We start from the raw sequence: 25784 nt of genomic DNA on the forward strand, positions 1-25784 counted from the left end.
GGATTTCCCTCTGCCGGGGAAACGCCTGGGCCAAGAGTACTGCAAAGAGCCGCACAAAAGCGCTGAAAAATTCTGCTTTAAACACGTTTATGTCGGTCTGGCGATAGCGCTCGGGGCGCTCAGTTGTTAAAAGAGACGTCTTTGAAAACTCATCGCGAAAGGACCTCGACCATGCCTGTTACCTTCACCAAAAGCGCCCTGCTGCTGAGCGTGCTGCTCGGCCTCGGCCAGGCACAGGCCGCCAACGAGCCCGGCCCGACTGCTCTGGCGACCCGTTTGGGCATCCCGCATCCGGCAGTGATCGCCCACCGTGGCGCCTCCTTCGATGCACCGGAATCCACCGCCGCCGCCTACAAACTGGCCCGCGACCTGGGCGCCGACTACCTGGAAATGGACCTGCAACGCAGCAAGGACGGCGTGCTGTTCGCCCTGCACGACGACAACCTGCAACGCACCACCGACGTCGCCACCAAATTCCCTGATCGCAAGGACAGCCCGGCCAACGCCTTCACCCTCGCCGAACTGAAAACCCTGGATGCCGGCAGCTGGTTCAACACCGCGTACCCGGATCGCGCGCGCCCGGCCTTCGTCGGCCTGAAAATCCTGACCCTCGATGAAATCATCGACATCGCCCAAGGCAATCCGCTGCACAAGCCGGGCCTGTACATCGAAACCAAAGAGCCGAAGCAATTCCCCGGTATCGAAAGTGACCTCAAGGATAAATTGCTGGATCGCGGCTGGCTGAGCCCGGCCGGTTCCAAGCTGGCGAAAAGCAATCTGGCGGTCGGCCAGGGCAAAGGCAAAGTCGTGCTGCAAACCTTCGAGAAGAGCAGCCTCGAACTGCTTGAGAAGGAAATGCCGAAAGTGCCGAAGATCCTGTTGCTGTGGGTCGGCGAAGGCAGCATCGAGCCGAAATCCAAAGTGACGTTTGCCGAGTCCGGCGACAAGGACAAAGCGACTTACTACGCCAAGCAGGAGCCGAAAGACAAAGCCGAATTCCAGCAATGGGTCGAGTACGCCAAGGCCCAGGGTGCAATCGGCACCGGTCCTTCGGCCGCGTTGACCAAGGGTGGCGATCAGAGCTATTCGGACCTGGTGAAACCGTGGATGAACCAGTACACCCACGATCAGGGCCTGCTGGTGCACGTCTACACCATCGACGATGCGGTGGATTACCAGAAAGTCATGAACGCCGGCGTCGATGGCGTCTTCACCAACCGCGCCAGTGAGTTGTTGAAGTTCTACAAACGTCCGGCGGCGGGCACCGTTGCGCAATTGCTGCAGAACAACGGCTACTGATCGGTCGCTGACACGGCACCGCGTCGACTTCTTCGCGGGCAAGCCTCGCTCCCACAGGATTTTTGGATGCCGACATTTTTGTGGCAAATCCGGAATCTGTAGGAGCGAGGCTTGCCCGCGAAATCTTCCAAACGACACGGTCATTGGAATTAAGGGTGAATTAAGTTGCCACAGTTAATCTGGACTCACTTAAACAGATCACCCCAAGGAATGAACCCATGAAAACCCTGACTGCCCTGTTCACCGCTGCTGCCCTGACCCTCACTGCTGGCCTGGCTCAAGCTGACGTTCGCGTCGACCAGATCCCTGAGCTGGTCAAGAGCGGCAAGATCAAGCCACTGGAAGAAATGAACCAGGCGGCTCTGAAACTGCACCCGGGTGCGACCATCACCGACACCGACCTGGACAACCACTTCAACAACTACGAGTACGAAGTGGAACTGAAGACCGCTGACGGCAAAGAATTCGACGTGGACTTCGATGCCACCACCGGCAAAGTCCTGAGCGACAAGCAAGACACCTGATACGCGTATAAAACAAAGCCGCACGATCTTCGGATCGTGCGGCTTTTTTGCATGTCGGATTCACCCAGGATTCAGGCGGTCGTGCTGACCAGCGCTCCCGACGTACTGGATTGACTGTGTAACGGCTCGGTAAGCAAACCAGTACATCGTCATTCCCGTCACGCGCTCAGGCGCGCCGTGACTTCATTCAACTGCCCCGACAACCCATGCAAATTACGGCCAGCCGCTTCGGTGCGCTGCACGTTGTCCAGATTGGTACTGGCGATGCTGGTAATTTCAGTGAGGTTGCGCGAGATGTCCTCGGCCACCGAGGTCTGCTCTTCGGCGGCGGTGGCGATCTGGCGGTTCATGTCGCGGATGGCTTCCACGGCATGGGTGATCCGCTCCAGCATCGCGCCGGCCTGGGTCACTTGCTCGACGCTTTCTTCACTGCGCGACTGGCCGCTTTCAATCGCCTGAGCCGCGTCCACCGCACCGGTTTGCACGGTCTGGATGATCTGGTTGATTTCGATGATCGACGCCGCCGTGCGCTGGGCCAGGCTGCGCACTTCATCGGCCACCACTGCAAAACCGCGACCGGCTTCACCGGCACGGGCCGCTTCGATTGCCGCGTTGAGCGCCAGCAGGTTGGTTTGTTCGGCGATGCCACGAATCACTTCGAGCACCTTGCCGATACGCCCGCTGTCGGTTTCCAGTTGGCGGATGACCGTGGCGGTATTGGCGATTTCGCCGCGCATTTGGGTGATGGTGTGAATGGTGCCCTGCATGACTTTTTCACCGTGCTGGGCGGACTGGTCGGCATCGTCGGCGGCGCGTGCCGCATCGGCGGCGTGACGGGCGACTTCCTGTGCGGTGGCCGACATTTCGTTCATCGCCGTGGCCACCTGATCGGTACGGTTGAACTGCTCGTTAGTGCCGCTGGCCATGAGGCTGGCGATCGAATTCAGTTCACCGCTGGCGCTGTCCAGGTCCTTGGCGCTGCGCTGCAACCGGCTGAAGGTTTCGGCGAGGAAATCACGCAAGGTGTTGGCCGCGACCGCCAATTTGCCAAGCTCATCCTGACGGGTGCTGGCCACGCGGTCAGCAAACTTGCCCTGGCTGAGTTGCGCGACGTATTCGATCAGTTTGCGAATCGGTTCGACCAGGTTGCGGTTGACCAGCCACAGGCTCAACAGCCCGATCAACAGACTCGAGACGAGCATCACAATGAGCCCCAGCAACACGGTGCGATCGGCTTCGGCGCTGATCTGCTTCGATTGCTCGGTCCCCTGCTTGCGCAATTCGCTGACCAGCTCGGTCATCTGTTCGCTGGCCGCACGGTCCACACCTTTAACCGCAGCGTCGCCTGCCGTTGGGTCGGCGCCGGCCGCCACGTAGGCATCACGGCCCTTCTGATAGGCAGCGCCCAGCAGACGGTGTTCATCACGCAGGCGTTCGATGCGGGTTTTCAGTTGCGGCTCGATACCTTTTTGCCCGGCCAGCTCACCGAGAATGCCCTGCACATCGCGCTGACGGTCTTCGAACTGCTTCCAGTATTTGTCCAGGTCGGCCGGTTGCTTGCCACGCAGCAGGACGTTTTTCCATTCCTGAACCTGCACCTTGAATTGCAGGTTGGCTTCATCGATCAACTGCGAGGTGCGCAACGGGCCTTCGATCAGGTTTGCGTAGTTCTGGACGCCGCTGGACAGAAAGTGAAAGCAGGCCAGCGCGATCAGCAACATCGCCAACAGACTGCCGCTCAGCAACGCGAGGATTTGTGCTCTCAGGGATTTTTGCAGCATCGAGTGATACTCATGACAGGGGTAATACACGCAGCAAGCGCGGCGTGAAAGGTGTCCGGACTTCCCTGTCTGCGACGTCGGCGGCTGGCCGAGGGCGCGCAACTTAACCTAAGCGTGATCGGCGTGCCAGAGCGGTTCTTGAATCCATTCCGACCATCGGCAACGCAATCGTTTGCGGTCACTTTATCGTCACAAAAACGTCATCCACAGTTGCGATGATGCGGCTCAAGTGAACCTGTAAAACCCGCGACAGGCGCCTCCCCTTGCGAGCCCTCATGAACCACAGCATCGACCAAAGCCATCGCGACCCGGACCTGTTCGGCCTGCTCTACGGTTTCAGTTTTCGCCCCGGCGAGCGTGGTCGGGAGATTGATTCGGCCAAGGCGTTGCAATGCCTGCAACAGCCGGACGAGAGTGACGAGTTTCTGTGGCTGCACCTGAACCTCGCGCATGCCGCGTGCGAGCGCTGGATGAAAAGCCATCTGGAGTTGCCGGACGAGTTTTTCGAAGCCTTGCACGAAGGTTCTCGGTCCACGCGCATCGAGCATGTGGATTCGGCGTTGCTGGCGGTGGTCAACGACGTGGTGTTCAACCTCAGCAGCATGGTGTCGTCCGATGTATCGACGCTGTGGGTGTGTGCCCGCAGTCGGCTGATCATCAGCGCGCGCCTGCAACCGCTGCACTCGGTGGACAAGCTGCGGTCCTCGGTGAAGGCCGGCGAGTGCTTTCGTTCACCGCTGGAATTGCTCGTGCATCTGCTGCGTGATCAGGGTGAAGTGCTGACCCAGATCGTGCGCAAGACCAGCCTGAGTGTCGATCACATCGAAGATGAGTTGCTGTCTTCACGGCTGTCGACCAACCGTGCCGAACTGGGTGCCAATCGCCGAGTGCTGGTGCGCCTGCAACGGTTGTTGGCGCTGGAGCCGGGTTCGTTGTTGCGATTGCTCAACCGGCCGCCGCAATGGTTGCAAAAGGAGGACGTGAAGGAGCTGCGCAAGTCCACCGAGGAGTTTGCGCTGATCATTAACGACCTCACGGCGCTGGGTGAACGGATCAAGCTGTTGCAGGAAGAGATCGCGGCCAACCTCAACGAGCAGAGCAACCGCACGCTGTTTACTCTGACCGTGGTCACGGTGCTGGCGCTGCCGATCAACATCATTGCCGGTTTCTTTGGGATGAACGTGGGTGGCGTGCCGCTGGCGGGGGACCCGGAGGGGTTCTGGATTCTGGTGGCGCTGGTCGCGACGTTTACCGTGATTGCGGGGCGCTGGGCGTTTCGCAAGCGCCAGGATTATTGAGCACGACTGAAGGCCTGCGCGAATCCCTGTGGCGAGGGGGTTTACCCCCGTTCGGCTGCGCAGCAGTCGTAAAACCTGCTGGCACGGGATAACTGGACGAATGCAGGGGGGCCGCTTCGCGACCCAACGGGGGCAAGCCCCCTCGCCACAGGGTATTGCGTAGCCCCCCCCCCGAACATTGGCGGTGAATTCTGATTAATGGATCAGCAAAACCCCCAAACCCTGATCCAAGGCAGTTTCTCTGTAACATTTGGCAACGATCATGACGAACACTCCTTCCTTCCTCAGGATTGTCCGTCATGGCTACGCCTTCCTACACCGCTCAAACGCAGGCTCCCGCCCGTAGCGCCAGACCGCAACTCGATAAAAAGCCCAGCCTGTTCACCCTCGTGGTGTTTTTCGGGGTGCTGGCCAGCGGGTTGTTGTTTACCGCCTACAGCCTGATACACGACATGAACGAACTCGGCACGGTGGTCACCACCTGGACGCCGTTTCTGCTGTTGGGCGTCGCACTGCTGATCGCCCTGGGCTTTGAGTTCGTCAACGGTTTCCACGACACCGCCAACGCCGTGGCCACGGTGATTTACACCAACTCGATGCCGCCGAACTTCGCCGTGGCCTGGTCCGGGTTCTTCAACTTCCTCGGCGTGCTGCTGTCGAGTGGTGCGGTGGCGTTTGGCATCATCGCCCTGCTGCCGGTGGAGCTGATTTTGCAGGTCGGTTCCTCCGCCGGTTTCGCAATGATCTTTGCCCTGTTGATCGCCGCAATCCTGTGGAACCTCGGCACCTGGTGGCTGGGCTTGCCGGCCTCGTCGTCGCACACCCTGATCGGCTCGATCATCGGCGTCGGCGTGGCCAATGCCCTGATGCACGGCCATGACGGCACCAGCGGCGTGGACTGGGCGCAAGCGACCAAGATCGGTTACGCGTTGCTGTTGTCGCCACTGGTCGGCTTCGGCTTTGCCGCGTTGTTGCTGCTGGCCCTGCGTGCGTTCGTCAAGAATCGCGCGCTGTACAAGGCACCGGTCGGCAACACGCCACCGCCGTGGTGGATTCGCGGCATGTTGATTGTGACCTGCACCGGCGTCTCGTTCGCCCACGGTTCCAACGACGGCCAGAAAGGCATGGGCCTGATCATGCTGATCCTGGTCGGCACGCTGCCAATGGCTTATGCGCTGAACCGCACCATGCCAGCCGACCAGGCGTTGCAGTTCGCCGCCGTCGCCGAAGTTACCCAGCAAGCGCTGGTGAAAAGCGCACCGATGCCGGCCCCGGCCGATCCGCGTCCGGTGCTCTCCGAATACGTGCGCAGCAAGGAAGCCACGCCGCAACTGGTCCCAGCGCTCGCCGCCCTCACGGGCAGTATCGGCGCAGAGGTCAAGGGTTACGGCTCGCTGTCCAAAGTGCCCGCCGAGGCCGTGGGCAACGTGCGTAACGACATGTACCTGACCAGCGAAACCATTCGCCTGATGGACAAGAACAAGGTCGGCAACTTCGACGCCGACACCAGCGGCAAGCTGCAACTGTTCAAGCAACAGATCGACAACTCGACGCGCTTCATTCCGCTGTGGGTGAAGATCGCCGTGGCGATTGCGCTCGGGCTGGGCACCATGGTCGGCTGGAAGCGCATCGTGGTGACGGTCGGCGAGAAAATCGGCAAGACCCACCTGACTTACGCCCAGGGCGCCTCGGCGGAAACCGTGGCAATGCTGACCATCGGTGCGGCGGACATGTTCGGCTTGCCGGTGTCGACCACTCACGTGTTGTCCTCGGGCGTGGCCGGGAGCATGGTCGCCAACGGCGGCGGCTTGCAGATGAGGACCATCCGCAACCTGCTGATGGCCTGGGTGCTGACCTTGCCGGCGGCGATTCTGTTGTCGGGCAGCCTGTACTGGCTGTTTACCAAACTTTTCTAGCCTAGACACACCCCCCCTGTGGGAGCGGGCTTGCTCGCGAAGGCGGATTCACATTCAACAGTTGAGTTGACTGACACGCCGCCTTCGCGAGCAAGCCCGCTCCCACAGGGGATTTTTTTGCGCGGGACAACGCATTTTGTCGCAAATTCAGGCGTTTACCTTTTTATTGATTCACCACCCGCCGGATTGCACTTCAGTTTGCTAACGTGTGGCCGACTCTTAAGAGACTCGATGCATTCAGGAGTGGAATCGTGAATCTGTACATCAATCAGCTTCAACAGAAAGCTGACTTCAAAGAAGCCATCTACGCCGGCGACATCTTCCTGAACACTCAACTGCGCGCTGCCAAAGAGCTGTGTGCGTTCGCCCAGGAAAGCATCACCGCCGCTTTCAACGGCGAGACCAATCACCAGGCGCTGCACACGCTGATGCCGGTGGAAGAATTCGTGGTTCTGGTGACGCGCCTCAAGGGCCAGTTCACCAACAGCCAGCGCGCCAAGGACCTGATCCTTTCGTTTATCGACGAGATCGGTGTCGATCCGCGCGAGTACATTTTCGACGTGCCGCGCATTCGCGTGGTGCCGAACTATGACTACCTGCACGCCGGTGTCAGCTATGCCTACAAACCGCATCGCGACACGTGGTACGGCAGCGTCGATTGCCAGATCAACACCTGGATGCCGGTGCACACCATCAGCCCCGACCAGACCATGATGATCAACGCCGGTTACTTCGACGTGCCGGTGAAGAACACCTCCAGCGAATGGAGCCTCAACGACTGGATCAGCAACCAGCGGCACAAGGCCAAGGACAACCTCAAGGAGGAAGTCCGCGTGCACCCGGTGCCGATGGAAGCGATCAACACCGCGTCGGAAATGCGCATCGCCGGCAATACCGGTGAAATGCTGATTTTCTCCGGCTCGCACCTGCACGGCACGGTCGCCAACCACACCAACCAGACCCGCTTCAGCGTGGACTTCCGCCTGATGCACCTCGACGACCTCAAGCACAAGCGCGGCGCGATCAATGTCGACAGCGCCTGCCCTGATGTCGGCGCCGGTTTCAAAGACTATTTCCACGCCCACGACTTTTCGAATTTCCAAGGAATCCAGCAATGACCAAGCGTCGCATCACGCCTGCCGAGGCCCAGTACAACGAAACCCGTGCCAACGTTCTGAAACGGGTCGATGCCGAGTACGTGGCCGACGCACCGTTCGTTTTTGCCAACCGCATCGGCGTCACCGCTGCACTGTCGCGCATGGAACTGTTCAAGAAAGTCGCTGAAGTACCGGGCGCGATCATTGAGTGCGGCGTGTACAAGGGCAACTCGCTGATGCTGTACATGCACTTGTCGATGATTCTCGAGCCTTACGCAATCAACCGTTCGATCGTGGGCTTCGACACCTTCGAAGGCTTCCAGAGCATCGACAAGAAAGAAGACCCGGCCGACGTCAACGAGACCATGTTCTCCGACACCGACCAGTCGCTGATCCAGGACATGATCGACGCCAACGACCTGCTGCGCCCGGTCAACCGCATCCCGCGTTGCGAGTTGGTCAAAGGCGACATCGTCAAGACCGTCCCTGAGTGGGTCAAGACCCGTCCGGACCTGGTCGTGGCCATGCTGATCCTCGACACCGACCTGTACGAATCGACCAAAGTCGCGCTGGAAACCTTCCTGCCGTACATGCCAAAAGGCGCCATCGTGGTCCTGGACGAAGTGGCTTACCGCAACTTCCCGGGCGAAACCAAAGCCCTGCGTGAAGTGCTGGACCTGAACAAGATTGAGCTCAAACGCCTGCCGTTTGACAGCTGCGTAGGTTATTTCCACGTCTGACACAAACCCTGTGGGAGCGAGCCTGCTCGCGATAGCGGTCTGCCAGTCAACGATGATGTTGAATGTGGAGGCCCCATGAGCAGGCTCGCTCCCACATTTGACCGTGGTGTTGCTTCAGGTTGTGGACTGGATGACGTTTGCCAGCCAGTCCATAAACGCTCGCACCCGCAGCGGCAAATGCCGTTGCCGGGCGTAGAGCAGCGAGACCTCCATCGACGGTGCGCTGAACTGCGGTAACACCGCCACCAGATCACCGCTGCTCAAGTGCGCTTGCATGCCCTTGACCGGCGCCTGAATCAGACCGAATCCCCCCAGACACGCCAGCTCATACGCGTCGGTGCTGCTCACCGTCACGCTGCCGGCCATTCGCAGTTGCTGCGGCTTGCCCTCGACCTCGTACAAAAACCCGTCCGAGCGCGAACCCAATACGCCGACATAATGCACCATGCGGTGCTGCGCCAGGTCTTCGAGCGTTTCGGGCATCCCATAGCGCGCCAAGTACGCCGGGCTCGCACAGTTAACCATGGCGAAATCACACACGCGGCGAGCGACCACCGATTGATCCGGCTGCGCACCGACCCTCACGACGCAATCAAAGCCTTCCCGCTGCAAATCGACCCGGCGATCAGTGGTGCTGATTTCCAGTTCGAGGTTGGGGTGCAGCGCCATGAATTCCGGCAAACGCGGCAACACCATCTGGCGCCCCAAAAAGTTCGGCATGTCAAAGCGAATCCGCCCGGTGAGCGACGCCGCATCCTGACGAAACAGCCCTTCGATTTCATCCATGTGCGACAACAAGTCCCTGCTGCGCTCGTACAGCACCAGCCCGTCCTGAGTCGCCTGAACCCGGCGCGTGGTGCGTTGCAACAGGCGCGTACCCAGCAGCGTTTCCAGCGCTTGAATGTGCTCCGAGACCGTGGACCGAGGCAGGCCCAGGCTCTCCCCCGCCAAGGTAAAGCTCGACATTTCGCTGACACGAACGAAGGTGCGCAGCAGTTCCAGCTTGTTCATGGGCCGACCTTTTATTGTTCGGATTAACCGACCAGTGTTTCCGATTTAAGTCTGTTTATCACTTCAGGGCGGATAAATAAACTTCCTCCACACCGCTACCCGCCACCCTTGAGGAAGTCCCATGAACCGTAAAATCGCACTGATCACTGGCGCCAGCCGCGGCCTCGGCAAAAACGCAGCGCTGCATCTGGCCGCCCAAGGCATCGACATCATCGGCACCTACAACAGCAAGGCCGATGAAGCGCAGGCACTGGTCGCAGAAATCGAAAGCCTCGGCGCTCGGGCGGTGATGCTGCAACTCGACGTGAGCCAAAGCGAACGCTTCGAAGCATTCGCTACGCAAGTCGCCGACGTGTTGCGCAGCCGTTTTGACCGCCCGCACTTCGACTTCTTGCTAAACAACGCCGGCATCGGCCTGACCGCGAGCTTCGTCGACACCACCGTCGCCCAGTTCGACTTGCTGATGAACATCCATCTGAAAGGGCCGTTCTTCCTCACCCAGAACCTGCTGCCGCTGATGGCGGACGGCGGGCGCATCCTCAACGTGTCCAGCGGACTGACCCGCTTCAGCCTGGCGGGTTACGGCGCTTACGCGGCGATGAAAGGCGCGATGGAAGTGCTGACCCGCTATCAGGCCAAGGAACTTGGTGCCCGCGGCATTTCCGTGAACACTCTGGCGCCGGGCGCCATCGAGACCGATTTCGGCGGCGGCACCGTGCGCGATAACAGTGACGTGAACAGCTACGTCGCCAGCAATACCGCGTTGGGTCGGGTGGGTCAGCCGGATGACATCGGTGCTGCGATTGCATTGCTGCTGGCACCGGGTAGCCAGTGGATCAACGGCCAACGCGTGGAAGCGTCCGGCGGGATGTTTCTGTAACCCCTAAACCTGTGGCGAGGGAGCTTGCTCCCGCTCGAGTGCGAAGCGCTCGCAAAATCTCCAACAGTTGCCGAGATTTTGGGGCTGCTTCGCAACCCAGCGGGAGCAAGCTCCCTCGCCACAAAGACTGTTCACTGTGGGTTAGCGAGCAGTAGATACCATCAACATGCGCTCGCGCACCACGTCATACGCCCAGTGATAAACGTAGGTGTACGGCAGGAAAAACAGCAACACGCCGATGTCCAGCAGGAATGCTTGCCACAGGCTGACCTTGAGCCACCAGGCAATCAGCGGCACACCCATCGCAACCAGCCCGCCTTCGAACAGCAGCGCATGGACAACGCGTACCCAAGCGTTGTGCACAATGCTGTAGCGCTTGAGCAAACGGTCGAACAGGCCGTTGAAGACGACGTTCCAGCCCAGGGCCAGGGCGGCGATAACGACGGTGACAGCGCCCATTTCAATCATCGGCTTGTCCATGATCCACGCCAGCAGCGGCGTACAGATCAGGATGGCCAGCACTTCGAAACCGATGGCTTGGAAAATACGTTCCGTGATGGATTTGTTGGTGCTCATGATCAGGACTCCCTGAGTGACTGTGGTTGCCATGATCCGGCCTCGCACCGATACTTCATAACCAATAACCATCGATCAAGGCGATAGTTCATGGCTTCTCAGGAAGTGTTGCAGGCGTTTGTGCAGGCGGCGACCCAAGGCTCGTTTTCCGCGGCAGCGCGCAAACTAGGGCGCAGTCAGTCGACCATCAGTGCAGCGGTCGCGAGTCTTGAAATCGATTTGAACCTGGTCCTGTTCGACCGCAGCAGCCGCAAACCGAGCCTGACCCCGGCCGGGCACGTGATGCTGCAACGGGCCGAGGAGATTCTGGCCGCCACCAGTCGCCTGGAAATGACCGCCAGTCAACTCTCTCAGGGAGTTGAGCCGAAGCTGACGGTGGCGATTTCCGACACCTATCAATCCGACCGTTTCGAAGCGGCATTGAGTGCGTTCGAGCAGCGTTATCCAGACCTTGAACTCGAATGCCTGATTGCTGAATGCGATGACCTGGTGGCATTGGTGCAAAGCGGTCGGGCGCATGTGGCCTTTGCGGAGAAACAGGACAGTTACCCGCCGGATCTGGTCAGTTCGACCGTGGAGGAACGCACGGAAATCGCCCTGTTCGTGTCGCGTGAGCATCCGTTGGCGGCGCTGAACCTCGTCGATCAAGACGTGCTGCAACAGCATCGGGAGTTGCGCCTGGCGACGATCGTCAATCCGTATGAAAGCCGCGCAAAAGGCCGCGTCTGGTCGGCGCCGAGCTACCTGATGCTGCTGGAAATGGCCCAGGGCGGATTCGGCTGGGCGCCGTTGCCGCGATGGCTGGTGGAGCGGTTTGGCCCGGGGACATTGCGGGAACTGGACGTGCGCGGCTGGCCGAAACCGGTGTTTGTCGATGCCCTGTGGTCGCGGCTGCATCCGCCGGGGCCGGCGGGGAGTTGGTTGCTCGGCAAGATGCTGGAGTGAAGGTCCTTCGGCCCTTATCGCGGGCAAGCCACGCTCCCACAGGGATTGGTGATGTATGCAGATCTTTTGATCGACGAGGTCCCTGTGGGAGCGGGCTTGCCCGCGATGGGGCCAACGAATTCACCTTACTTCAACGCCTTGATACGAGCCTGGATAAACCGCCGCTCCGGCACCTGCTGCGTCAACTCCAACGCCCGTTCATACGCCGCCCGAGCCTCCTCACGCCGCCCCAACTGCCGACAAAAATCCGCTCGTGCCGAATGCGCCAAGTGGTAATCCAGCAAATCCCCCCGCTCCAGAATCCCTTCCACCAACACCAGCCCCGCCAACGGCCCATCCCGCCTGGAAATCGCCGCCGCTCGGTTCAATTCGATCACTGGCGAAGGCACCGCCGCCAACAGCACGTCGTACAAACCCACTATCTGTTGCCAGTCAGTCTCCCCCGCCGTGGGCGCTTCGGCGTGCACCGCCGCAATCGCCGCTTGCAGGCAATACGGCCCGAATCGCCCGGTGGTCAGCGCCGCTTCCACCAGCGCACAACCTTCGGCAATCATTTCGGCGTTCCACAACGAGCGATCCTGTTCATCCAGCACAATCAACTCACCGCTCGCCGACGTCCGGGCCGGGCGGCGTGATTCATGCAACAGCATCAACGCCAGCAGCCCCATCACTTCCGATTCCGGCAGCAATTCCATCAACAACCGTCCGAGACGTATCGCCTCGCGTGTCAGGTCTTCGCGGGTCAATTCCGCGCCGACCGACGCCGAGTAACCTTCGTTGAACACCAGGTAAATCACCCTCAGCACACTGTCGAGACGCTCGGGCAGTTCCGCCAGCGTCGGCACTTGATAAGGGATTTTCGCGTCACGGATTTTCGCTTTGGCACGCACGATGCGCTGGGCGATGGTCGCCGGTGCCGAGAGAAACGCCCGGGCAATTTCTTCCGTGGTCAGGTCGCATACTTCGCGCAGGGTCAACGGCACCTGGGCGTCCGACGCAAGGGCGGGGTGGCAACAGGTGAAGATCAGGCGCAAGCGATCATCTTCCACGTCTTCATCACTCCAGTCGGCCTGCTCCAGCGCCTCCAGTTGAGCGATCAACATCGGCCGGGAAGCGGCAAAACGTGCGCGCCGACGCAACACATCAATGGCCTTGAAGCGCCCGGTGGACACCAGCCAGGTGCGCGGGTTGTCCGGCACGCCGTCACGCTGCCAACGCTCGACCGCGACGAAAAACGCCTCGTGCAGAGCCTCTTCGGCGAGATCAAAATCGCCGAGCAAGCGGATCAGCGTCGCCAGAATCCGCCGCGAGTCCTCGCGGTAGACCTGCTCGACCCGAGCCGTGACCGAAGCGTCAGTCATCAGTCTGGCATGCCTTCAGTCACCAGCGTCACCAAGCGATCGAGGCTTTGGCCCCAGCCCTCGTGAAACCCCATGGCCTCGTGAGCCTGACGATCTTCTGCGGACCAGTGCATCGCCCGGGCGGTGTAGAGGGTTTTGCCGTCCTTGTCTTCGAGCGTCACTTCGGCCGACATGAACGGTTTGCCCGAAGGAATCCAGCCCGGAATGAACGCGTCGGTGAACACCAGTCTTTCAGGTGCGACGATCTCCAGAAACACCCCCATGGTCGGGTATTGCGTCCCGTCCGGCGCGCGCATCAGGGTGCGAAACTGGCCGCCGACCCACAGGTCCATTTCGCATTCCGGCGTGGTCATGCCGTGCGGCCCCCACCACTGAGTAAGCAAGGCCGGCTCGGTCCAGGCGCGGAAGATCTTGCGGCGCGGCGCGTCGATCAGCCGACTGATGGACAACTCGAATTCGGCAGGCTGATGCTTATAGGGTTGTGGACTCATGGGGATCTCCTGTCTTGTGATTGTTATTCAGGGATTCAATTGGCGAACGGGACGCACCTCGACACTGCCGACCCGGGCCGCCGGGATGTTGCCGGCGACCTGGATCGCTTCATTGAGGTCCTTGGCATCGATCAGGTAGAAGCCGGCCAATTGCTCCTTGGTTTCGGCGAACGGGCCATCGGTGATCGACATCTTGCCGTTGCGCATGCGCACGGTGGTCGCGGTCTGCACCGATTCCAGCGCCTCGGCCGCGATCATCCGGCCGCTGCCCTCGATCGCCTCGGCGTAGGCCATGCACTCGGCGTCATGGGGACTGTCCGGCAGCGAGTGCAATTGCTGTTCGTTGCTGTAGACCAGGCATAGATACTTCATGTGGGCTCTCCCGGATCGAACTGATCAACTATGGCTGCTGATTGGCGTTTTGGCGCTGCTTCCCGATAAACAGCCTGACGATCAGGGTTCCAGATTGAACAACGCCGTGCCGCTCGTCATGTCGAACGGGGCTGACCAGTGTTCGTGGACGATGCGCCATTCCCCGGCATCGCGCCGATAGCAGGCGGTGACGCGCATCCAGCAGGCCTGGGTTTCACCTTGTTCGTTGGTGCCGCCGCAATGGGCCAGCCAGTGGGCGAAGGCGATGTGCTCGTCCGCGACGATGTTCATGTGGTCGAAGTCGAACGTGTGCGCGCCCTGGCACATTTCCATGCACTCCTCCCAATGCGCGCGGTAAGCCGCCTTGCCTCGGAATTGCAGGGCCTTGACCGCGTCGTAGGAGACGATGTCCTCGGCATACAACGGCATGAGTTTCTCGACGTTCTTGGCGATGACCGCTTCACGATAGGTGTCGATCAGGGCCTGGATTTCATGGGTTGCGTTCATGGTGGTTCTCCGTGGTTTTTGTTGTGAAGACACCTTTAGTCGTCTGGCGAACCGCCAAATCGACAGTCGAAATAAAAATAATCCATGAACGCAAACTCGCTAGAATCCGAAACACATTTACGTTGGAAAAAGGACACTCCAGTGACAACCCGACTCGTGCCTTACGAAAGCCTGAACGCGCACCAGCGCCAGCAGGTCGAGGCCATCGAAGTTCATAAAGAACAGATCAAATTCTCCGGCGACATCCACGGTGCGTTGCACACCTTGCTGTCCAAGCCCGGCCCCGGCGTCGAAGGATTTGCGCTGCTGGCCGAGGAGGTTCCAGTGGCCTTCCTGCTGCTCAAGCGCCCGCCCGTGTTACCGGCGTGGGCCGATGAGCACAGTGCGACCTTGCATGCGTTGCAGGTCGATCATCGCGCTCAAGGCAAAGGTTATGGGAAGGCCTGCCTGCAAGCTTTGCCCGAGGTGGCTCGCCAGGCATTTCCGGAGATCAAGGCGCTGGAGCTCTCGGTGGACGCAGACAACGAATCCGCCATCGCGCTCTATGCAAAATTCGGCTGGGTCGACAGCGGCGAGGCGTACAGGGGCCGGATCGGTTATGAACGGCGCATGAGTCTGATTTTCTGAGGTGGTTATGCTCGACAGCATCGAAGCACTGGAAGCGATCTACGGCCAACCCCACGACCGCGCCGTGAAGAAGCAGATTGCCTTTTTGAACGAGGACTATCGGGCGATGGTCCGCGCCTCGCCGCTGGTGATCATCAGCTCGGTAGGCCCTGACGGCCTGGACGGTTCGCCCCGGGGCGATACGCCGGGTTTCGTGCGGATCATTGACCCGCAAACCCTGGCGATCCCGGATCGGCCGGGCAACAACCGCATCGATACGCTGCGCAATGTGGTGCTCGATTCACGGGTGTCACTGCTGTTCATCATTCCAGGAATCGGCGAGACGTTGCGGGTCAACGGCACGGCTAAGATCAGCGCGGAACCGGCGTTGCTGGAAAGCTTCGCGGTGAACGGCAAACCGGCGCGCACGGTGATGCTGGTGACCGTGGAAGCGGCGTACTTCCATTGCTCGAAAGCGATGGTGCGTTCGGATGTGTGGAACCCCGAGAAGCATCTGGATCGATCAGCGTTGCCGACGGCGGGGGCGTTTCACAAGCGCTTGAATGACGGGCAGTTCGATGCCGAAACGTATGACCGGGAAGCGCCGGCGCGGGTGCGGGATAGCCTCTATTAGAATTGATCAGGATTGCCTTCGCGGGCAAGCCTCGCTCCTACAGGTTCGCGTCGATGTGAAATGTTGTGTTCGACTCAATCGTGTAGGAGCGAGGCTTGCCCGCGAAGGCCATTCACGCCACACCGCTTCAATCAGAGCGTCAACACCATCTCATGCCACGCCATGCCGCCATGGTCCGAAGCTGAAGGCTTGATGTAGGCAAACCCGAATCCGGCATACAGCGGAATGTGCCGTTCTTTGCACATCAGGTGGAGGGTGGTCTTGCCCGTCGCCCGCATCCGCTCGATGAATTCGCCCATCAAACGCTTCGCCAGCCCCTGCCCCTGATAATCCGGATGCACCACCACCGACATGATCACCACATGCGGCCCGGCCGGGTCGTGGCCGATCAGTTCCTTGAACGCTTCGTCTGACATTTCCACTTCAAACGCCGCACCGGAATTGATGAAACCGGCTACAACGCCGTCCACTTCGGCGACGATGAAACCCTCGGGCCAGGTGGCGATGCGGGTGGCGATTTTCTCGCGAGTGGCGGCTTCGTCGCCTTCATAGGCAACGGTTTCGATGGCGAAGCAGCGGTCCAGGTCGGCGGGGGTGACGTGGCGGATGACGGTGTTCATGGCAGCTCGGATTCAGCGTGGGAAAGGCTGGGGATCATAAATTAATAAGGTGTTCATATCGATCACTGCTGACGTCGTAAAGCCTTCGTATAGGCGCTTTCATTGCCGATCGGTTCGGATTATTGGTGTTGCCTGTCTCTGACCATCAATAGGGGAACACACCATGAGCAGCGTTCAGATCGGCCTTCTTTTGCTGTTGGGTATCAGCACGTTTGGCTTTGTAACGTTGTCGATTGACGTGTTGCGAGCGCGACGGATGAAGCAAGGCAAGTGACGTTCAAGAGGCGGACCCGGTCCGCCTCTTGATGCGCTCGTCAGGCTTTGAGCGGTAGCCAGATTTCCAGAACGCCGGTATTGAGCTTCGGGTTGAAATCTTCGCTGTAGCGTTCGAACTCCGGGGCGTCTGCCGCTTCTTTACCGGACTGCGGCAGCCAGGTTTTCCAGATGTACTGAAAGGTCGCGGGTAACTGGTCCAGCGAGCCTTTGTGCTCGAACACCGCGTAATGCTGGGGCTGAACTTCGACCCAGCGGTACTTGTCGGGCAGGTCGTCGAGTTTGTCGATTTCGATGCCGGCGATGTATTCAAAACCACCTTTGCCATCAGGATTGCAGCAGATGCCGTAGGTCACTTCGCTTTTTTGGCCGGGGATCTTGCCAATCTCGGGAATGAATTTTTCCCAAAGCGCTGGGATGTCTTTGGTTGTAGCTGCGGTAAATCGACCACCGAGGCCTGCTATCAGCAGGAAGTGCCCGTGTTCAAAGCGTGGTTCGGCCGGTTTTACGCCTGTTTGCTCATCCATGACTCAACTCCTGAGACGAAAAAAGTGGGTTCGGCTGGGAGTATAGAAGCCAAACCCGATTCGCCCAATTACAGGGCGTGCAACTGCTCGACGGCGCCGCTGCCAACGAACTCGTTGTAACCCGATAGGATCACGTAGACCGCGAAATAGCAGAAGATCGCCGCCGATGCCATGTAGGAGTAACGCAGCAGTTTGTCCCCCAGCAACTTGCCTCCATGGCTCGCGGCGAAGCACAACGCGACGCACCAGAGCACTCCGGCGCACAGAAAGCCACCGAGAAACAACGCAGAGCTGACGGCATCACCGCCACCGGAACGGGCGATCAACGTGCCGCCCACCGCCGCGAACCAGAGGATGGCGCTGGGTGACGACATGGCCAGGAAGATCCCGCGGAAAAACTCCTTCTGGTGAGAGTTCTGCCCCACTTCGGCGGACTGCGCCAGCACTGCTTCATGGTGAATCGCCGAATAAATCATCTTCGCCGCGAAATACACCAGCAACGCCGAACCGCCGATCCACAGCACCCAGCGCACGGTTTCGTATTGCAGCAAAACGGTCATCCCCGCCAGCGCCAGCACCGCGTAAATCAGGTCACCGACACAGGTCCCCAAGCCCAAAGCAAAGCCTTGAAAATAGCCGCGCTGCATGGCCAACGTGATCATCGCGATATTGGCCACGCCGATATCCAGGCACAGCGAAAGGCTCAGCAGAAAGCCGCTGGTAAATTCCATCAACCGGGTTCCTTCGGACAAATTTGTTTACAGAGTCGCTGGACAGTGTGCCATACCAGCCCTTATCTTCCGCAACAGGCCACCGCAGTGGCCAGCGTCGCTCGGACGGTTCCGGGCGCTCACGTTATCCGAGGCACCAATGGCTAACCCAGGTTCGCCGCGCCGCTTTGCGCGCATAGATCGACTCCCCCCTTACGTATTCAACATCACTGCCGAGCTGAAGATGGCCGCCCGTCGTCGTGGCGAAGACATCATCGACTTCAGCATGGGCAACCCTGATGGCCCTACTCCGCCGCACATCGTCGAAAAACTGGTGACCGTCGCCCAGCGCGAAGACACCCACGGTTATTCGACGTCCAAGGGTATTCCGCGTCTGCGCCGAGCGATTTCCAACTGGTACAAGGATCGCTACGCGGTCGACATCGACCCGGAAACCGAAGCCATTGTCACCATCGGTTCCAAGGAAGGCCTGGCGCATTTGATGCTGGCCACCCTCGACCAGGGCGATACCGTGCTGGTGCCGAACCCGAGCTACCCGATTCACATCTACGGTGCCGTGATTGCCGGCGCCCAGGTGCGTTCGGTGCCGCTGATCCCGGGCGTGGACTTCTTCGCCGAACTGGAAAGCGCGATTCGTGGCTCGATCCCGAAACCGAAAATGATGATCCTCGGCTTCCCGTCCAACCCTACGGCTCAATGCGTGGAGCTGGACTTCTTCGAGCGGGTGATCGCCCTCGCCAAGCAGTACGACGTTCTGGTGGTGCACGACCTGGCTTACGCCGACATCGTCTACGACGGCTGGAAAGCCCCGTCGATCATGCAGGTGCCGGGCGCCAAGGACATCGCGGTGGAGTTTTTCACCCTGTCCAAGAGCTACAACATGGCGGGCTGGCGCATCGGTTTCATGGTCGGCAACGCCGAACTGGTCAACGCCCTGGCGCGGATCAAGAGTTACCACGACTACGGCACGTTCACCCCGCTGCAGGTCGCGGCCATTGCGGCGCTGGAAGGTGATCAGCAGTGCGTCAAGGACATCGCCGAGCAGTACCGGCAGCGTCGCAACGTGTTGGTCAAAGGCCTGCATGAGTTGGGCTGGATGGTCGAGAATCCGAAAGCGTCGATGTACGTCTGGGCGAAGATTCCAGACGCCTATGCGCACCTGGGCTCGCTGGAGTTTGCCAAGAAGATGCTCGCCGAGGCCAAAGTCTGCGTCTCGCCGGGTGTCGGGTTTGGTGAGTATGGGGATGATCATGTGCGCTTTGCGCTGATCGAAAACCAGGACCGGATTCGTCAGGCTGTGCGCGGGATTCGCGGGATGTTTCGCGCGGATGGGCTAGTCACCAAAACCAACGCCTGACACAAAAAACTGTGGGAGCTGGCTTGCCAGCGATGAGGGCTTAACATTCAACGAAGATGCTGAATGTAAGTCCGCCATCGCGGGCAAGCCCGCTCCCACCTGTTTTGCAGCGTTTAGACGAACATCGACAGCAGCAGGATAAAGCCCAGCGCAACGATGGACAGGATGGTTTCCATCGCGGTCCAGGTCTTGAAGGTTTCCGCCACGGTCATGTTGAAGTACTGCTTCACCAGCCAGAAACCGGCGTCGTTGACGTGAGACAGGATCAACGAACCGGCACCTGTGGCCAGCACCAGCAGCTCCCGGTTCACACCCGGAATCATCCCCACCACCGGCACCACGATGCCCGCGCCAGTAATGGTCGCCACGGTCGCCGAACCGGTCGCGATACGAATCACCGCCGCCACCAGCCAGGCCAGCAGGATTGGCGAGATCTGCGCTTCCACCGCCATGTGGCCGATCACGTCACCCACACCGCTGGTGACCAGCATCTGCTTGAAGCCACCACCGGCACCGATGATCAGAATGATCGCGGCGGTTGGCGCAAGGCTGGCATCCAGCCATTTGAGCATCTGGTTAGAGCCAATGCCCTGCTTGTAACCGAAGGTGTACAGCGACAGCAGCAACGCCAGCAGGAGAGCCGAGATAGGGTGACCGATCAGGTCCATGAAGGTGCGGAAGAAGTTACCGTCCGGCAGCACCACATCGGCAAAGGTCTTGAGCAACATCAGGAAAACCGGCGACAGCACGGTGATCAAGGTGATGGAGAAACTCGGGAGATCGGCAGAGTCGTTTTCACGTGCCAGTTGATCCACCAGTTCCTGGTTAGGATGACCGGGGATGTATTTTGCTATGAACGTGCCGTAGATCGGACCGGCAATAATGGCCGTCGGCAGCGCAACAATCAGACCGTAAAGAATGGTTTTACCGATGTCGGCACCGAACACGCCAATGGCCAGCAACGGACCCGGGTGCGGCGGAACCAGGCCGTGCACGGCGGATAGACCGGCCAGCAGCGGGATACCGATCTTGATGATCGACACACCGGTACGCCGGGCGACGATGAACACCAGCGGGATCAGCAGCACGAAGCCGATTTCGAAGAACAGCGGAATACCGACCAGGAACGCGGCGAACATCATCGCCCACTGCACCTTGTCCTTGCCGAACGCACGAATCAGGGTCTGGGCAATCTGATCCGCCCCGCCCGACTCGGCCATCATTTTGCCGAGCATGGTGCCCAGCGCAAGGATGATCCCGACGAAACCGAGCACCCCACCGAAGCCGTCCTGGAACGCCTTGATGATGGTGCCGATCGGCATGCCGGAAGTCAGCCCGAGAAAGGCTGCGGCGATGATCAGGGCAATAAAGGGGTGGAGCTTGAACTTGGTGATCAGGACGATAAGCCCGATCACCGTGACCACTGCATCGAGCAGCAGGAACGTCTCGTGGGACATGCCAAACATTAGGGGTGTCTCCTGGTTGTTGTTGTTATTAAAGCGAGGAATTCGCAAGCCATAAGGACAGCGCTATCTCTTCTGGCAAAACTCATACGGCTTGTTTCAGGCCATGAGCCTGCCACCAGTCATGGGCTTGCTTCGCCAATTGCTCGACGCTGTGGTTCGAAGCGTCCAGAGCCAGGGTCAAGGGCTCGCCAACGGGCGATTCAAGGGTGGCGAACTGGCTGTCGATCAACGTCGACGGCATGAAGTGGCCCGGCCGATGGGAGACACGATCAGCGGCGACTTCCGGGGTCAGTTCAAGAAACACGAAGCCCAGGCCCGGCAAGGCGCTGCGCAGGCGTTCGCGGTAAATGTGTTTGAGGGCCGAGCAAGTCAGCACCGGGCGCTGGCCTTGGGCGTCAACGCGGCGCAGTTCATCGCACAGGCTGTCGAGCCAGCCGGCACGGTCGTCGTCGTTCAGGGGGATCCCCGCGCTCATCTTTTCGATATTGGCGGCAGGGTGGAAAGTGTCGCCTTCAATGGCGGTCGCGCCGCTGAGTTGGCACAAGGCCTCGCTGACGCAAGTCTTGCCGCAACCGGCAACGCCCATGATGACCAGGGCGGTGATGGGATGATTCATGTAACACCTCAGCGCGCAGACAGCGCTACCTTTGCCGGTTATGACACTAGAACAAAGGTAGAAGTTGCCGACGCCTTCTTGTCATTTTTGTGGGTTGCAGCATGTTCGTTCCCAATGCCAAAAAGCGGGGATCAGGCAAACCCCGCTCACGCATTTGCAGCTGCATCGAGACAGCGCTACCTTAGTGCCTCGAATTTTGTTTGGCAAGCCGTCCGATGATCTCCCCTAAAAACGATAAAAATACGCGCACCACTGGCCGCCCTACCCTGAACGAAGTGGCACGCTTGGCCGGTGTCAGCCCGATCACCGCCTCCCGCGCCCTGCGGGGCGTCAGCACGGTGGCCACCGAACTGGTGGAAAAAGTGCAGAAAGCGGCCGCTGAACTCAACTACGTGGTCAACCCTGCCGCCCGCGCGCTGGCCTCGGCCCAGAGCCATTCGGTGGTGGTTCTGGTGCCTTCGCTGTCCAACTTGCTGTTCATCGATACGCTGGAAGCCATTCATCAGGTTTTGCGTCCCAAGGGCTTCGAAGTGCTCATCGGCAACTTCCATTATTCGCGTGACGAAGAAGAAAACCTGCTGCGCAATTACATGGCGTATCAGCCACGCGGTTTGCTGCTCACCGGTTTCGATCGCACGGAAAGTTCGCGCCGGATGATCGAGGCGAGCAACATTCCGTGCGTGTACATGATGGAACTGGACAGCGCGGCCGGGCTCAATTGCGTGGGTTTTTCGCAACTCGCTGCGGGTGAAACGGCGGCGCAACACTTGCTGTCCCGTGGGCGCAAACGCCTGGCCTACATTGGCGCGCAACTGGATCAACGCACCCTGCTGCGTGGCGAGGGTTTTCGCAAAGCCCTGCAAAAGGCCGGCTTGTATGACCCGGACCTGGAAGTGCTGACGCCACGGGCTTCGTCCGTCGGCCTGGGCGGCGAGCTGTTTCTTCAATTGATGGCCAGTCATCCTGATGTGGATGCGATCTTCTTCGGCAACGACGACCTGGCCCAGGGCGCACTGCTTGAAGCCATGCGCTGCGGGATCAAAATCCCCGAACGTGTAGCGATCCTCGGTTTCAACGACCTGCCCGCCTCAGCACACATGGTGCCGCGCTTGAGCAGCATCAGCACCCCGCGCGAGGCGATTGGCCGGCGTTCGGCGGAGTTGATGCTGATGTTGCTGGCGGGGAATCCGGTGGCGAAACCGGTGCAAGACATGGGGTTTGAGTTGAAGGTGCGCGAGAGCACCTGATACCGCCTTCCAGCTGAAATGGATGATGTCAGTCACTGCGCCTTCGCGAGCAAGCCCGCTCCCACCGGAATCACCGCATGCTCAGCGTCCCATCAACTCCACAAACGCCAACGCGCCTTTCTGCAACGGCTGGCTCTTGAGCCACACCGCGTGCACCGGCAGCACCAAACCGTTCTCGATGTTGCGAAAACTCAGGCGCTTGAGCCTTCCGGCATCGAGCAAAGGCTGCACCACCGACAACGGAAAATTGCCCCAGCCCAACCCGGCTTCGACCATGTCCAGCGCCATGGCCAGGGTGTCAGTGCGCCAATAGGATTCGCCCACCAAGGGCCGGGTTTCACTGATCGGCAAGTCACAACTGGCAACGATGATTTGCCGCACGTGAACCAGATCCTCCAGAAACAGATCCTCGCCCTGAAACAGCGGATTGTCCGCCGCCAGCGTGGCGATCATCCGCTCTGTACCGACGAACTGAAATCGCTCCAGTACGTTCATGCTCAACCCGGCGAACGCCAGGCAAACACTGACGCGGCCGCAGTGGAGCATCGCCAGCACATCGTCCTGGGGCGCGCTGAGTACTTCTATTTCCAGTAGCGGATGACGCTCGGCGATGACCTTGATCGCGGCCAGCAAACGGCGCTTGTCGAGGTCTGCCACGACGCCAATCGACAACTTGCTTTCCAGCCCCAGCGACAGTTCGATCGCATGCACTTGCAGCTGCTTGAGTTGTTCGGCGATCAACCGCGCGTGCGGCACCAGCGCGCTGGCCATCGCCGTCGGCACCGGTTCGCGATGGCTGCGATCGAACAGCGGATAACCGAGCTCTGCCTCCAGATTGGCAATGCCCATGCTCACCGCCGACGGCACTTTACCCAACGCACGCGCTGCCGCGGAAAACGAGCCGCGCTCGATCACGGCAAGGAACAACTCGATGCTGTCGCTGTTGAAATTCATCCCTCGTCCTATCAATAAAACTGAAAGCTACTGACTTTTTCTGTCAGCTCTATTGAAGCTATCTTTCGCCGCCTTCGCCAGTGCTCCTGGCTTCAAGTTCGCAAAAAAGAGGCAAATCTGCATGCAAGGCGTTAAACGCAAACTGGTCTACGTGTCGCTGTACGAAGTCATCGGCATGACGATTTCGGCACTGGGCCTGGCCCTGTTGTCAGGCACCTCGCCGGGCAGCACTGGCCCATTGGCAGTCATCATCACCACCATCGCGGTGACCTGGAATTTCATCTACACCTCGTTGTTCGAACGCTGGGAAAGCCGCCAGCCATCGCGCACGCGCACCGTTAAACGGCGCATCGCCCATGCCGTGGGATTTCAACTAACCTTGATAGTGTTTCTCATCCCACTGATCGCCTGGTGGATGAACATCAGCCTGGTGCAAGCCTTCCTGCTGGATCTGGCGCTGATTATTTTCATCCCGTGCTACACCTTCGCGTTCAACTGGCTGTTTGATCGCACCTTTGGGTTGCCGGCCTCGGCACTGCCGGATCCGGTTTGAAAACCACGCAAAGTCTGTCAGATTCCTGAAGCGTCGAATCGCTAACGGAGTAGCTCAATGGAACATGCACTGAAAATCCTCGGTAAAGCGTCATCCATCAACGTCAGAAAGGTCCTGTGGACCTGTGAGGAACTGGGCGTTACCTACGAACGTGAGGACTGGGGCGGCGGTTATGCGTCCACCCATACGCCGGAGTTTCTCCGGCTAAATCCCAATGCCCAAGTGCCGGTGATCATTGACGACGCGGGCGTACTGTGGGAGTCCAACACCATCTGCCGCTACCTGGCCGGCAAGCACCACAACACCGAGCTGTTACCGCACGATCCGGCGGCACGCGCTCGGATCGAGCAGTGGATGGACTGGCAAGCCACCGAACTCAATGCCTCATGGAGCTACGCGTTCACGGCCCTGGTCCGCAAGGATCCGGAGTTCCAGGATCCGCATCACATTGCCGCCGGTGTACGTGGCTGGAACCAGAAGATGGGCATCCTCGAGCACCAGCTCACGACCACCAAAGCGTATGTCGCCGGCCCACGTTTCACCCTGGCCGACATCGTCATCGGACTGTCCGTCAACCGCTGGTTGATGACGCCGATGGAGCGGCCCGACTACCCGGCCATCGACGAGTATTTTCAACGACTGGCACAACGTCCGGGCTTCCTCAAATACGGCTGCAATGGCTTGCCTTAATGCCAATGCTGCTTGCCGCCGGGCGGCAAAGGTTAACCGCAAAACCTGCGCCGCCCGCCTCGAAAAACCTGTAACTAGCTGACACATATAGTATTTTTTATATAGGCATACTATTTGCTCAACGCACTGCACCACAAACACCTACAAGGTCGACTCACTATGTTGGTCAGTGAAAAACAAATACAAATGATCCCCTTGTCCAAGCGGCCGGGGAAGAACTCGACCGCCGAAGCCGCTGACGGACTTCAGGGTGCGATGCTGCAAACGTTGCAAAGCAACGTTCAGGCGAAAGCTGCGCAGATAGAGCAATCGGCCACCCAAAACGCCACGCAGCAAGTCAGTGAGGCGAGCAGAATCAGCGACAACGTCGATGAAGCGTTCGCGAAAACCCGCGTGGAGCTGCAAGCCACGTCCGCCAAACTACCGGCCGATGTTCAATTGGCCTCGGACGCCTTCAAGGAATACATGAGCAAAACCCCGGAAGAGCGCATGCAAGACGCCATTCTGGAAGAGATGGGTTTGACGAAAGAAGAAGTGGAGCAAATGCCGCCGGAGAAACAGCAGGCGATTGCTAAAGAGATGGCCGAGCGCATGGAGGACAAGATCAAACTGGCGCAGGCGGAGAAAGAAAACGCCAGCAGTGAAAAAGGCAGCAGCCAGGTGGTCGACAAGTTTCTTGCTTCGCTTTAACCGCTGGAGCAACGCTTCTTAT

The 25784-nt window shown here is 59.6% G+C and carries 28 protein-coding genes; 15 read left to right on the forward strand and 13 right to left on the reverse strand.

From position 1 onward, the window contains the following. Window positions 1–171: 171 nt before the first annotated feature. Window positions 172–1299 carry a glycerophosphodiester phosphodiesterase gene (locus DJ564_RS25010; RefSeq protein ID WP_109634148.1) on the forward strand — a complete coding sequence of 376 codons (1128 nt, stop codon included), beginning with the start codon at window positions 172–174 and terminating at the stop codon, window positions 1297–1299. 218 nt (window positions 1300–1517) lie between these two features. Next, entirely contained in the window at window positions 1518–1823 is a 306-nt protein-coding gene (locus DJ564_RS25015; RefSeq protein WP_010457288.1) for a PepSY domain-containing protein, read from the forward strand. A 158-nt stretch (window positions 1824–1981) separates the two neighbouring features. Here the strand turns inward: DJ564_RS25015 and DJ564_RS25020 are convergent, their stop codons facing one another. Next, a complete protein-coding gene (locus DJ564_RS25020) occupies window positions 1982–3604 on the reverse strand; it encodes a methyl-accepting chemotaxis protein (RefSeq protein WP_109634150.1) in 1623 nt (540 codons plus the stop codon). A 275-nt stretch (window positions 3605–3879) separates the two neighbouring features. On the opposite strand from DJ564_RS25020, the gene DJ564_RS25025 reads away from it, so the two are divergent. The 4 genes from DJ564_RS25025 to DJ564_RS25040 all read left to right on the forward strand — a co-directional run bounded on the left by DJ564_RS25025 (window position 3880) and on the right by DJ564_RS25040 (window position 8655). Next, window positions 3880–4902, forward strand: coding sequence for a transporter (locus tag DJ564_RS25025; RefSeq protein ID WP_109634152.1), 1023 nt, complete (start codon window positions 3880–3882; stop codon window positions 4900–4902). Window positions 4903–5201: 299 nt separating this feature from the next. Further along, on the forward strand, window positions 5202–6818 hold the full coding sequence (locus DJ564_RS25030; RefSeq protein ID WP_109634154.1) for an inorganic phosphate transporter: 1617 nt from the start codon (window positions 5202–5204) through the stop codon (window positions 6816–6818). A 251-nt stretch (window positions 6819–7069) separates the two neighbouring features. Beyond that, window positions 7070–7936, forward strand: a complete 867-nt coding sequence (locus DJ564_RS25035; protein WP_109634155.1) for a hypothetical protein — start codon at window positions 7070–7072, stop codon at window positions 7934–7936. Beyond that, window positions 7933–8655 carry a TylF/MycF/NovP-related O-methyltransferase gene (locus DJ564_RS25040; protein ID WP_046031989.1) on the forward strand — a complete coding sequence of 241 codons (723 nt, stop codon included), beginning with the start codon at window positions 7933–7935 and terminating at the stop codon, window positions 8653–8655. Before DJ564_RS25035 ends, DJ564_RS25040 begins: the two co-directional genes overlap by 4 nt. A 114-nt stretch (window positions 8656–8769) precedes the next feature. On the opposite strand, the gene DJ564_RS25050 is transcribed toward DJ564_RS25040, so the two are convergent. Further along, on the reverse strand, window positions 8770–9666 hold the full coding sequence (locus tag DJ564_RS25050; protein ID WP_109634157.1) for a LysR family transcriptional regulator: 897 nt from the start codon (window positions 9664–9666) through the stop codon (window positions 8770–8772). A gap of 121 nt (window positions 9667–9787) precedes the next feature. On the opposite strand from DJ564_RS25050, the gene DJ564_RS25055 reads away from it, so the two are divergent. Then, window positions 9788–10546, forward strand: coding sequence for an SDR family NAD(P)-dependent oxidoreductase (locus DJ564_RS25055; protein ID WP_109634159.1), 759 nt, complete (start codon window positions 9788–9790; stop codon window positions 10544–10546). Window positions 10547–10687: 141 nt separating this feature from the next. Here the strand turns inward: DJ564_RS25055 and DJ564_RS25060 are convergent, their stop codons facing one another. Further along, entirely contained in the window at window positions 10688–11122 is a 435-nt protein-coding gene (locus DJ564_RS25060; RefSeq protein WP_109634161.1) for a multidrug/biocide efflux PACE transporter, read from the reverse strand. Between the two features lie 90 nt (window positions 11123–11212). Here DJ564_RS25060 and DJ564_RS25065 point away from each other — a divergent pair, with 90 nt between their 5' ends. Further along, on the forward strand, window positions 11213–12067 hold the full coding sequence (locus tag DJ564_RS25065) for a LysR family transcriptional regulator (protein WP_109634162.1): 855 nt from the start codon (window positions 11213–11215) through the stop codon (window positions 12065–12067). Between the two features lie 125 nt (window positions 12068–12192). Here DJ564_RS25065 and DJ564_RS25070 read toward each other — a convergent pair whose 3' ends face one another. The 4 genes from DJ564_RS25070 to DJ564_RS25085 form a co-directional block, all read right to left on the reverse strand. Next, on the reverse strand, window positions 12193–13428 hold the full coding sequence (locus DJ564_RS25070) for an RNA polymerase sigma factor (RefSeq protein WP_109634164.1): 1236 nt from the start codon (window positions 13426–13428) through the stop codon (window positions 12193–12195). Continuing rightward, window positions 13428–13919: an SRPBCC family protein gene (locus DJ564_RS25075; protein WP_109634166.1), complete on the reverse strand. Its 492-nt coding sequence runs from the start codon at window positions 13917–13919 to the stop codon at window positions 13428–13430. Before DJ564_RS25075 ends, DJ564_RS25070 begins: the two co-directional genes overlap by 1 nt. A 27-nt stretch (window positions 13920–13946) precedes the next feature. Then, the gene (locus DJ564_RS25080) at window positions 13947–14291 is read right to left on the reverse strand and encodes a YciI family protein (RefSeq protein ID WP_109634168.1); all 345 of its coding nucleotides are present in this window, start codon (window positions 14289–14291) and stop codon (window positions 13947–13949) included. Between the two features lie 81 nt (window positions 14292–14372). Next, on the reverse strand, window positions 14373–14798 hold the full coding sequence (locus DJ564_RS25085; protein WP_109634169.1) for a nuclear transport factor 2 family protein: 426 nt from the start codon (window positions 14796–14798) through the stop codon (window positions 14373–14375). Window positions 14799–14939: 141 nt separating this feature from the next. On the opposite strand from DJ564_RS25085, the gene DJ564_RS25090 reads away from it, so the two are divergent. Both DJ564_RS25090 and DJ564_RS25095 read left to right on the forward strand, forming a co-directional pair. Next, window positions 14940–15425 (forward strand): N-acetyltransferase, encoded by a 486-nt coding sequence (locus tag DJ564_RS25090; RefSeq protein ID WP_109634171.1) that lies wholly within the window; start codon window positions 14940–14942, stop codon window positions 15423–15425. A 7-nt stretch (window positions 15426–15432) separates the two neighbouring features. After that, window positions 15433–16038 carry a pyridoxamine 5'-phosphate oxidase family protein gene (locus DJ564_RS25095; protein ID WP_109634173.1) on the forward strand — a complete coding sequence of 202 codons (606 nt, stop codon included), beginning with the start codon at window positions 15433–15435 and terminating at the stop codon, window positions 16036–16038. Between the two features lie 131 nt (window positions 16039–16169). On the opposite strand, the gene DJ564_RS25100 is transcribed toward DJ564_RS25095, so the two are convergent. The 3 genes from DJ564_RS25100 to DJ564_RS25110 form a co-directional block, all read right to left on the reverse strand. After that, window positions 16170–16658, reverse strand: a complete 489-nt coding sequence (locus DJ564_RS25100; protein ID WP_109634174.1) for a GNAT family N-acetyltransferase — start codon at window positions 16656–16658, stop codon at window positions 16170–16172. 314 nt (window positions 16659–16972) lie between these two features. Further along, window positions 16973–17458 carry a GyrI-like domain-containing protein gene (locus tag DJ564_RS25105; RefSeq protein ID WP_109634176.1) on the reverse strand — a complete coding sequence of 162 codons (486 nt, stop codon included), beginning with the start codon at window positions 17456–17458 and terminating at the stop codon, window positions 16973–16975. A 68-nt stretch (window positions 17459–17526) separates the two neighbouring features. After that, window positions 17527–18189, reverse strand: a complete 663-nt coding sequence (locus DJ564_RS25110) for a LysE family translocator (RefSeq protein ID WP_109634178.1) — start codon at window positions 18187–18189, stop codon at window positions 17527–17529. 139 nt (window positions 18190–18328) lie between these two features. Here DJ564_RS25110 and alaC point away from each other — a divergent pair, with 139 nt between their 5' ends. Then, entirely contained in the window at window positions 18329–19546 is a 1218-nt protein-coding gene (alaC, locus tag DJ564_RS25115) for an alanine transaminase (protein ID WP_109634179.1), read from the forward strand. Between the two features lie 113 nt (window positions 19547–19659). On the opposite strand, the gene DJ564_RS25120 is transcribed toward alaC, so the two are convergent. Both DJ564_RS25120 and DJ564_RS25125 read right to left on the reverse strand, forming a co-directional pair. Next, the gene (locus DJ564_RS25120; RefSeq protein WP_109634181.1) at window positions 19660–21012 is read right to left on the reverse strand and encodes a GntP family permease; all 1353 of its coding nucleotides are present in this window, start codon (window positions 21010–21012) and stop codon (window positions 19660–19662) included. A gap of 82 nt (window positions 21013–21094) precedes the next feature. Then, entirely contained in the window at window positions 21095–21628 is a 534-nt protein-coding gene (locus DJ564_RS25125) for a gluconokinase (RefSeq protein ID WP_109634183.1), read from the reverse strand. A gap of 215 nt (window positions 21629–21843) precedes the next feature. Here DJ564_RS25125 and DJ564_RS25130 point away from each other — a divergent pair, with 215 nt between their 5' ends. Continuing rightward, entirely contained in the window at window positions 21844–22875 is a 1032-nt protein-coding gene (locus DJ564_RS25130; protein WP_109634185.1) for a LacI family DNA-binding transcriptional regulator, read from the forward strand. Between the two features lie 81 nt (window positions 22876–22956). On the opposite strand, the gene DJ564_RS25135 is transcribed toward DJ564_RS25130, so the two are convergent. After that, on the reverse strand, window positions 22957–23829 hold the full coding sequence (locus DJ564_RS25135) for a LysR family transcriptional regulator (protein ID WP_109634187.1): 873 nt from the start codon (window positions 23827–23829) through the stop codon (window positions 22957–22959). A 121-nt stretch (window positions 23830–23950) separates the two neighbouring features. Between DJ564_RS25135 and DJ564_RS25140 the strand changes: the two genes are divergently transcribed. From DJ564_RS25140 to DJ564_RS25150, 3 genes are all read left to right on the forward strand, one after another. After that, window positions 23951–24382 carry a PACE efflux transporter gene (locus DJ564_RS25140; protein ID WP_109634189.1) on the forward strand — a complete coding sequence of 144 codons (432 nt, stop codon included), beginning with the start codon at window positions 23951–23953 and terminating at the stop codon, window positions 24380–24382. Window positions 24383–24439: 57 nt separating this feature from the next. Next, window positions 24440–25072 carry a glutathione S-transferase family protein gene (locus DJ564_RS25145; RefSeq protein ID WP_109634191.1) on the forward strand — a complete coding sequence of 211 codons (633 nt, stop codon included), beginning with the start codon at window positions 24440–24442 and terminating at the stop codon, window positions 25070–25072. 159 nt (window positions 25073–25231) lie between these two features. Further along, window positions 25232–25762: a hypothetical protein gene (locus DJ564_RS25150; RefSeq protein ID WP_109634192.1), complete on the forward strand. Its 531-nt coding sequence runs from the start codon at window positions 25232–25234 to the stop codon at window positions 25760–25762. The last annotated feature ends 22 nt before the right edge of the window (window positions 25763–25784 follow it).

This window comes from Pseudomonas sp. 31-12 (genome assembly GCF_003151075.1).
Taxonomy (GTDB): Bacteria; Pseudomonadota; Gammaproteobacteria; order Pseudomonadales; family Pseudomonadaceae; genus Aquipseudomonas.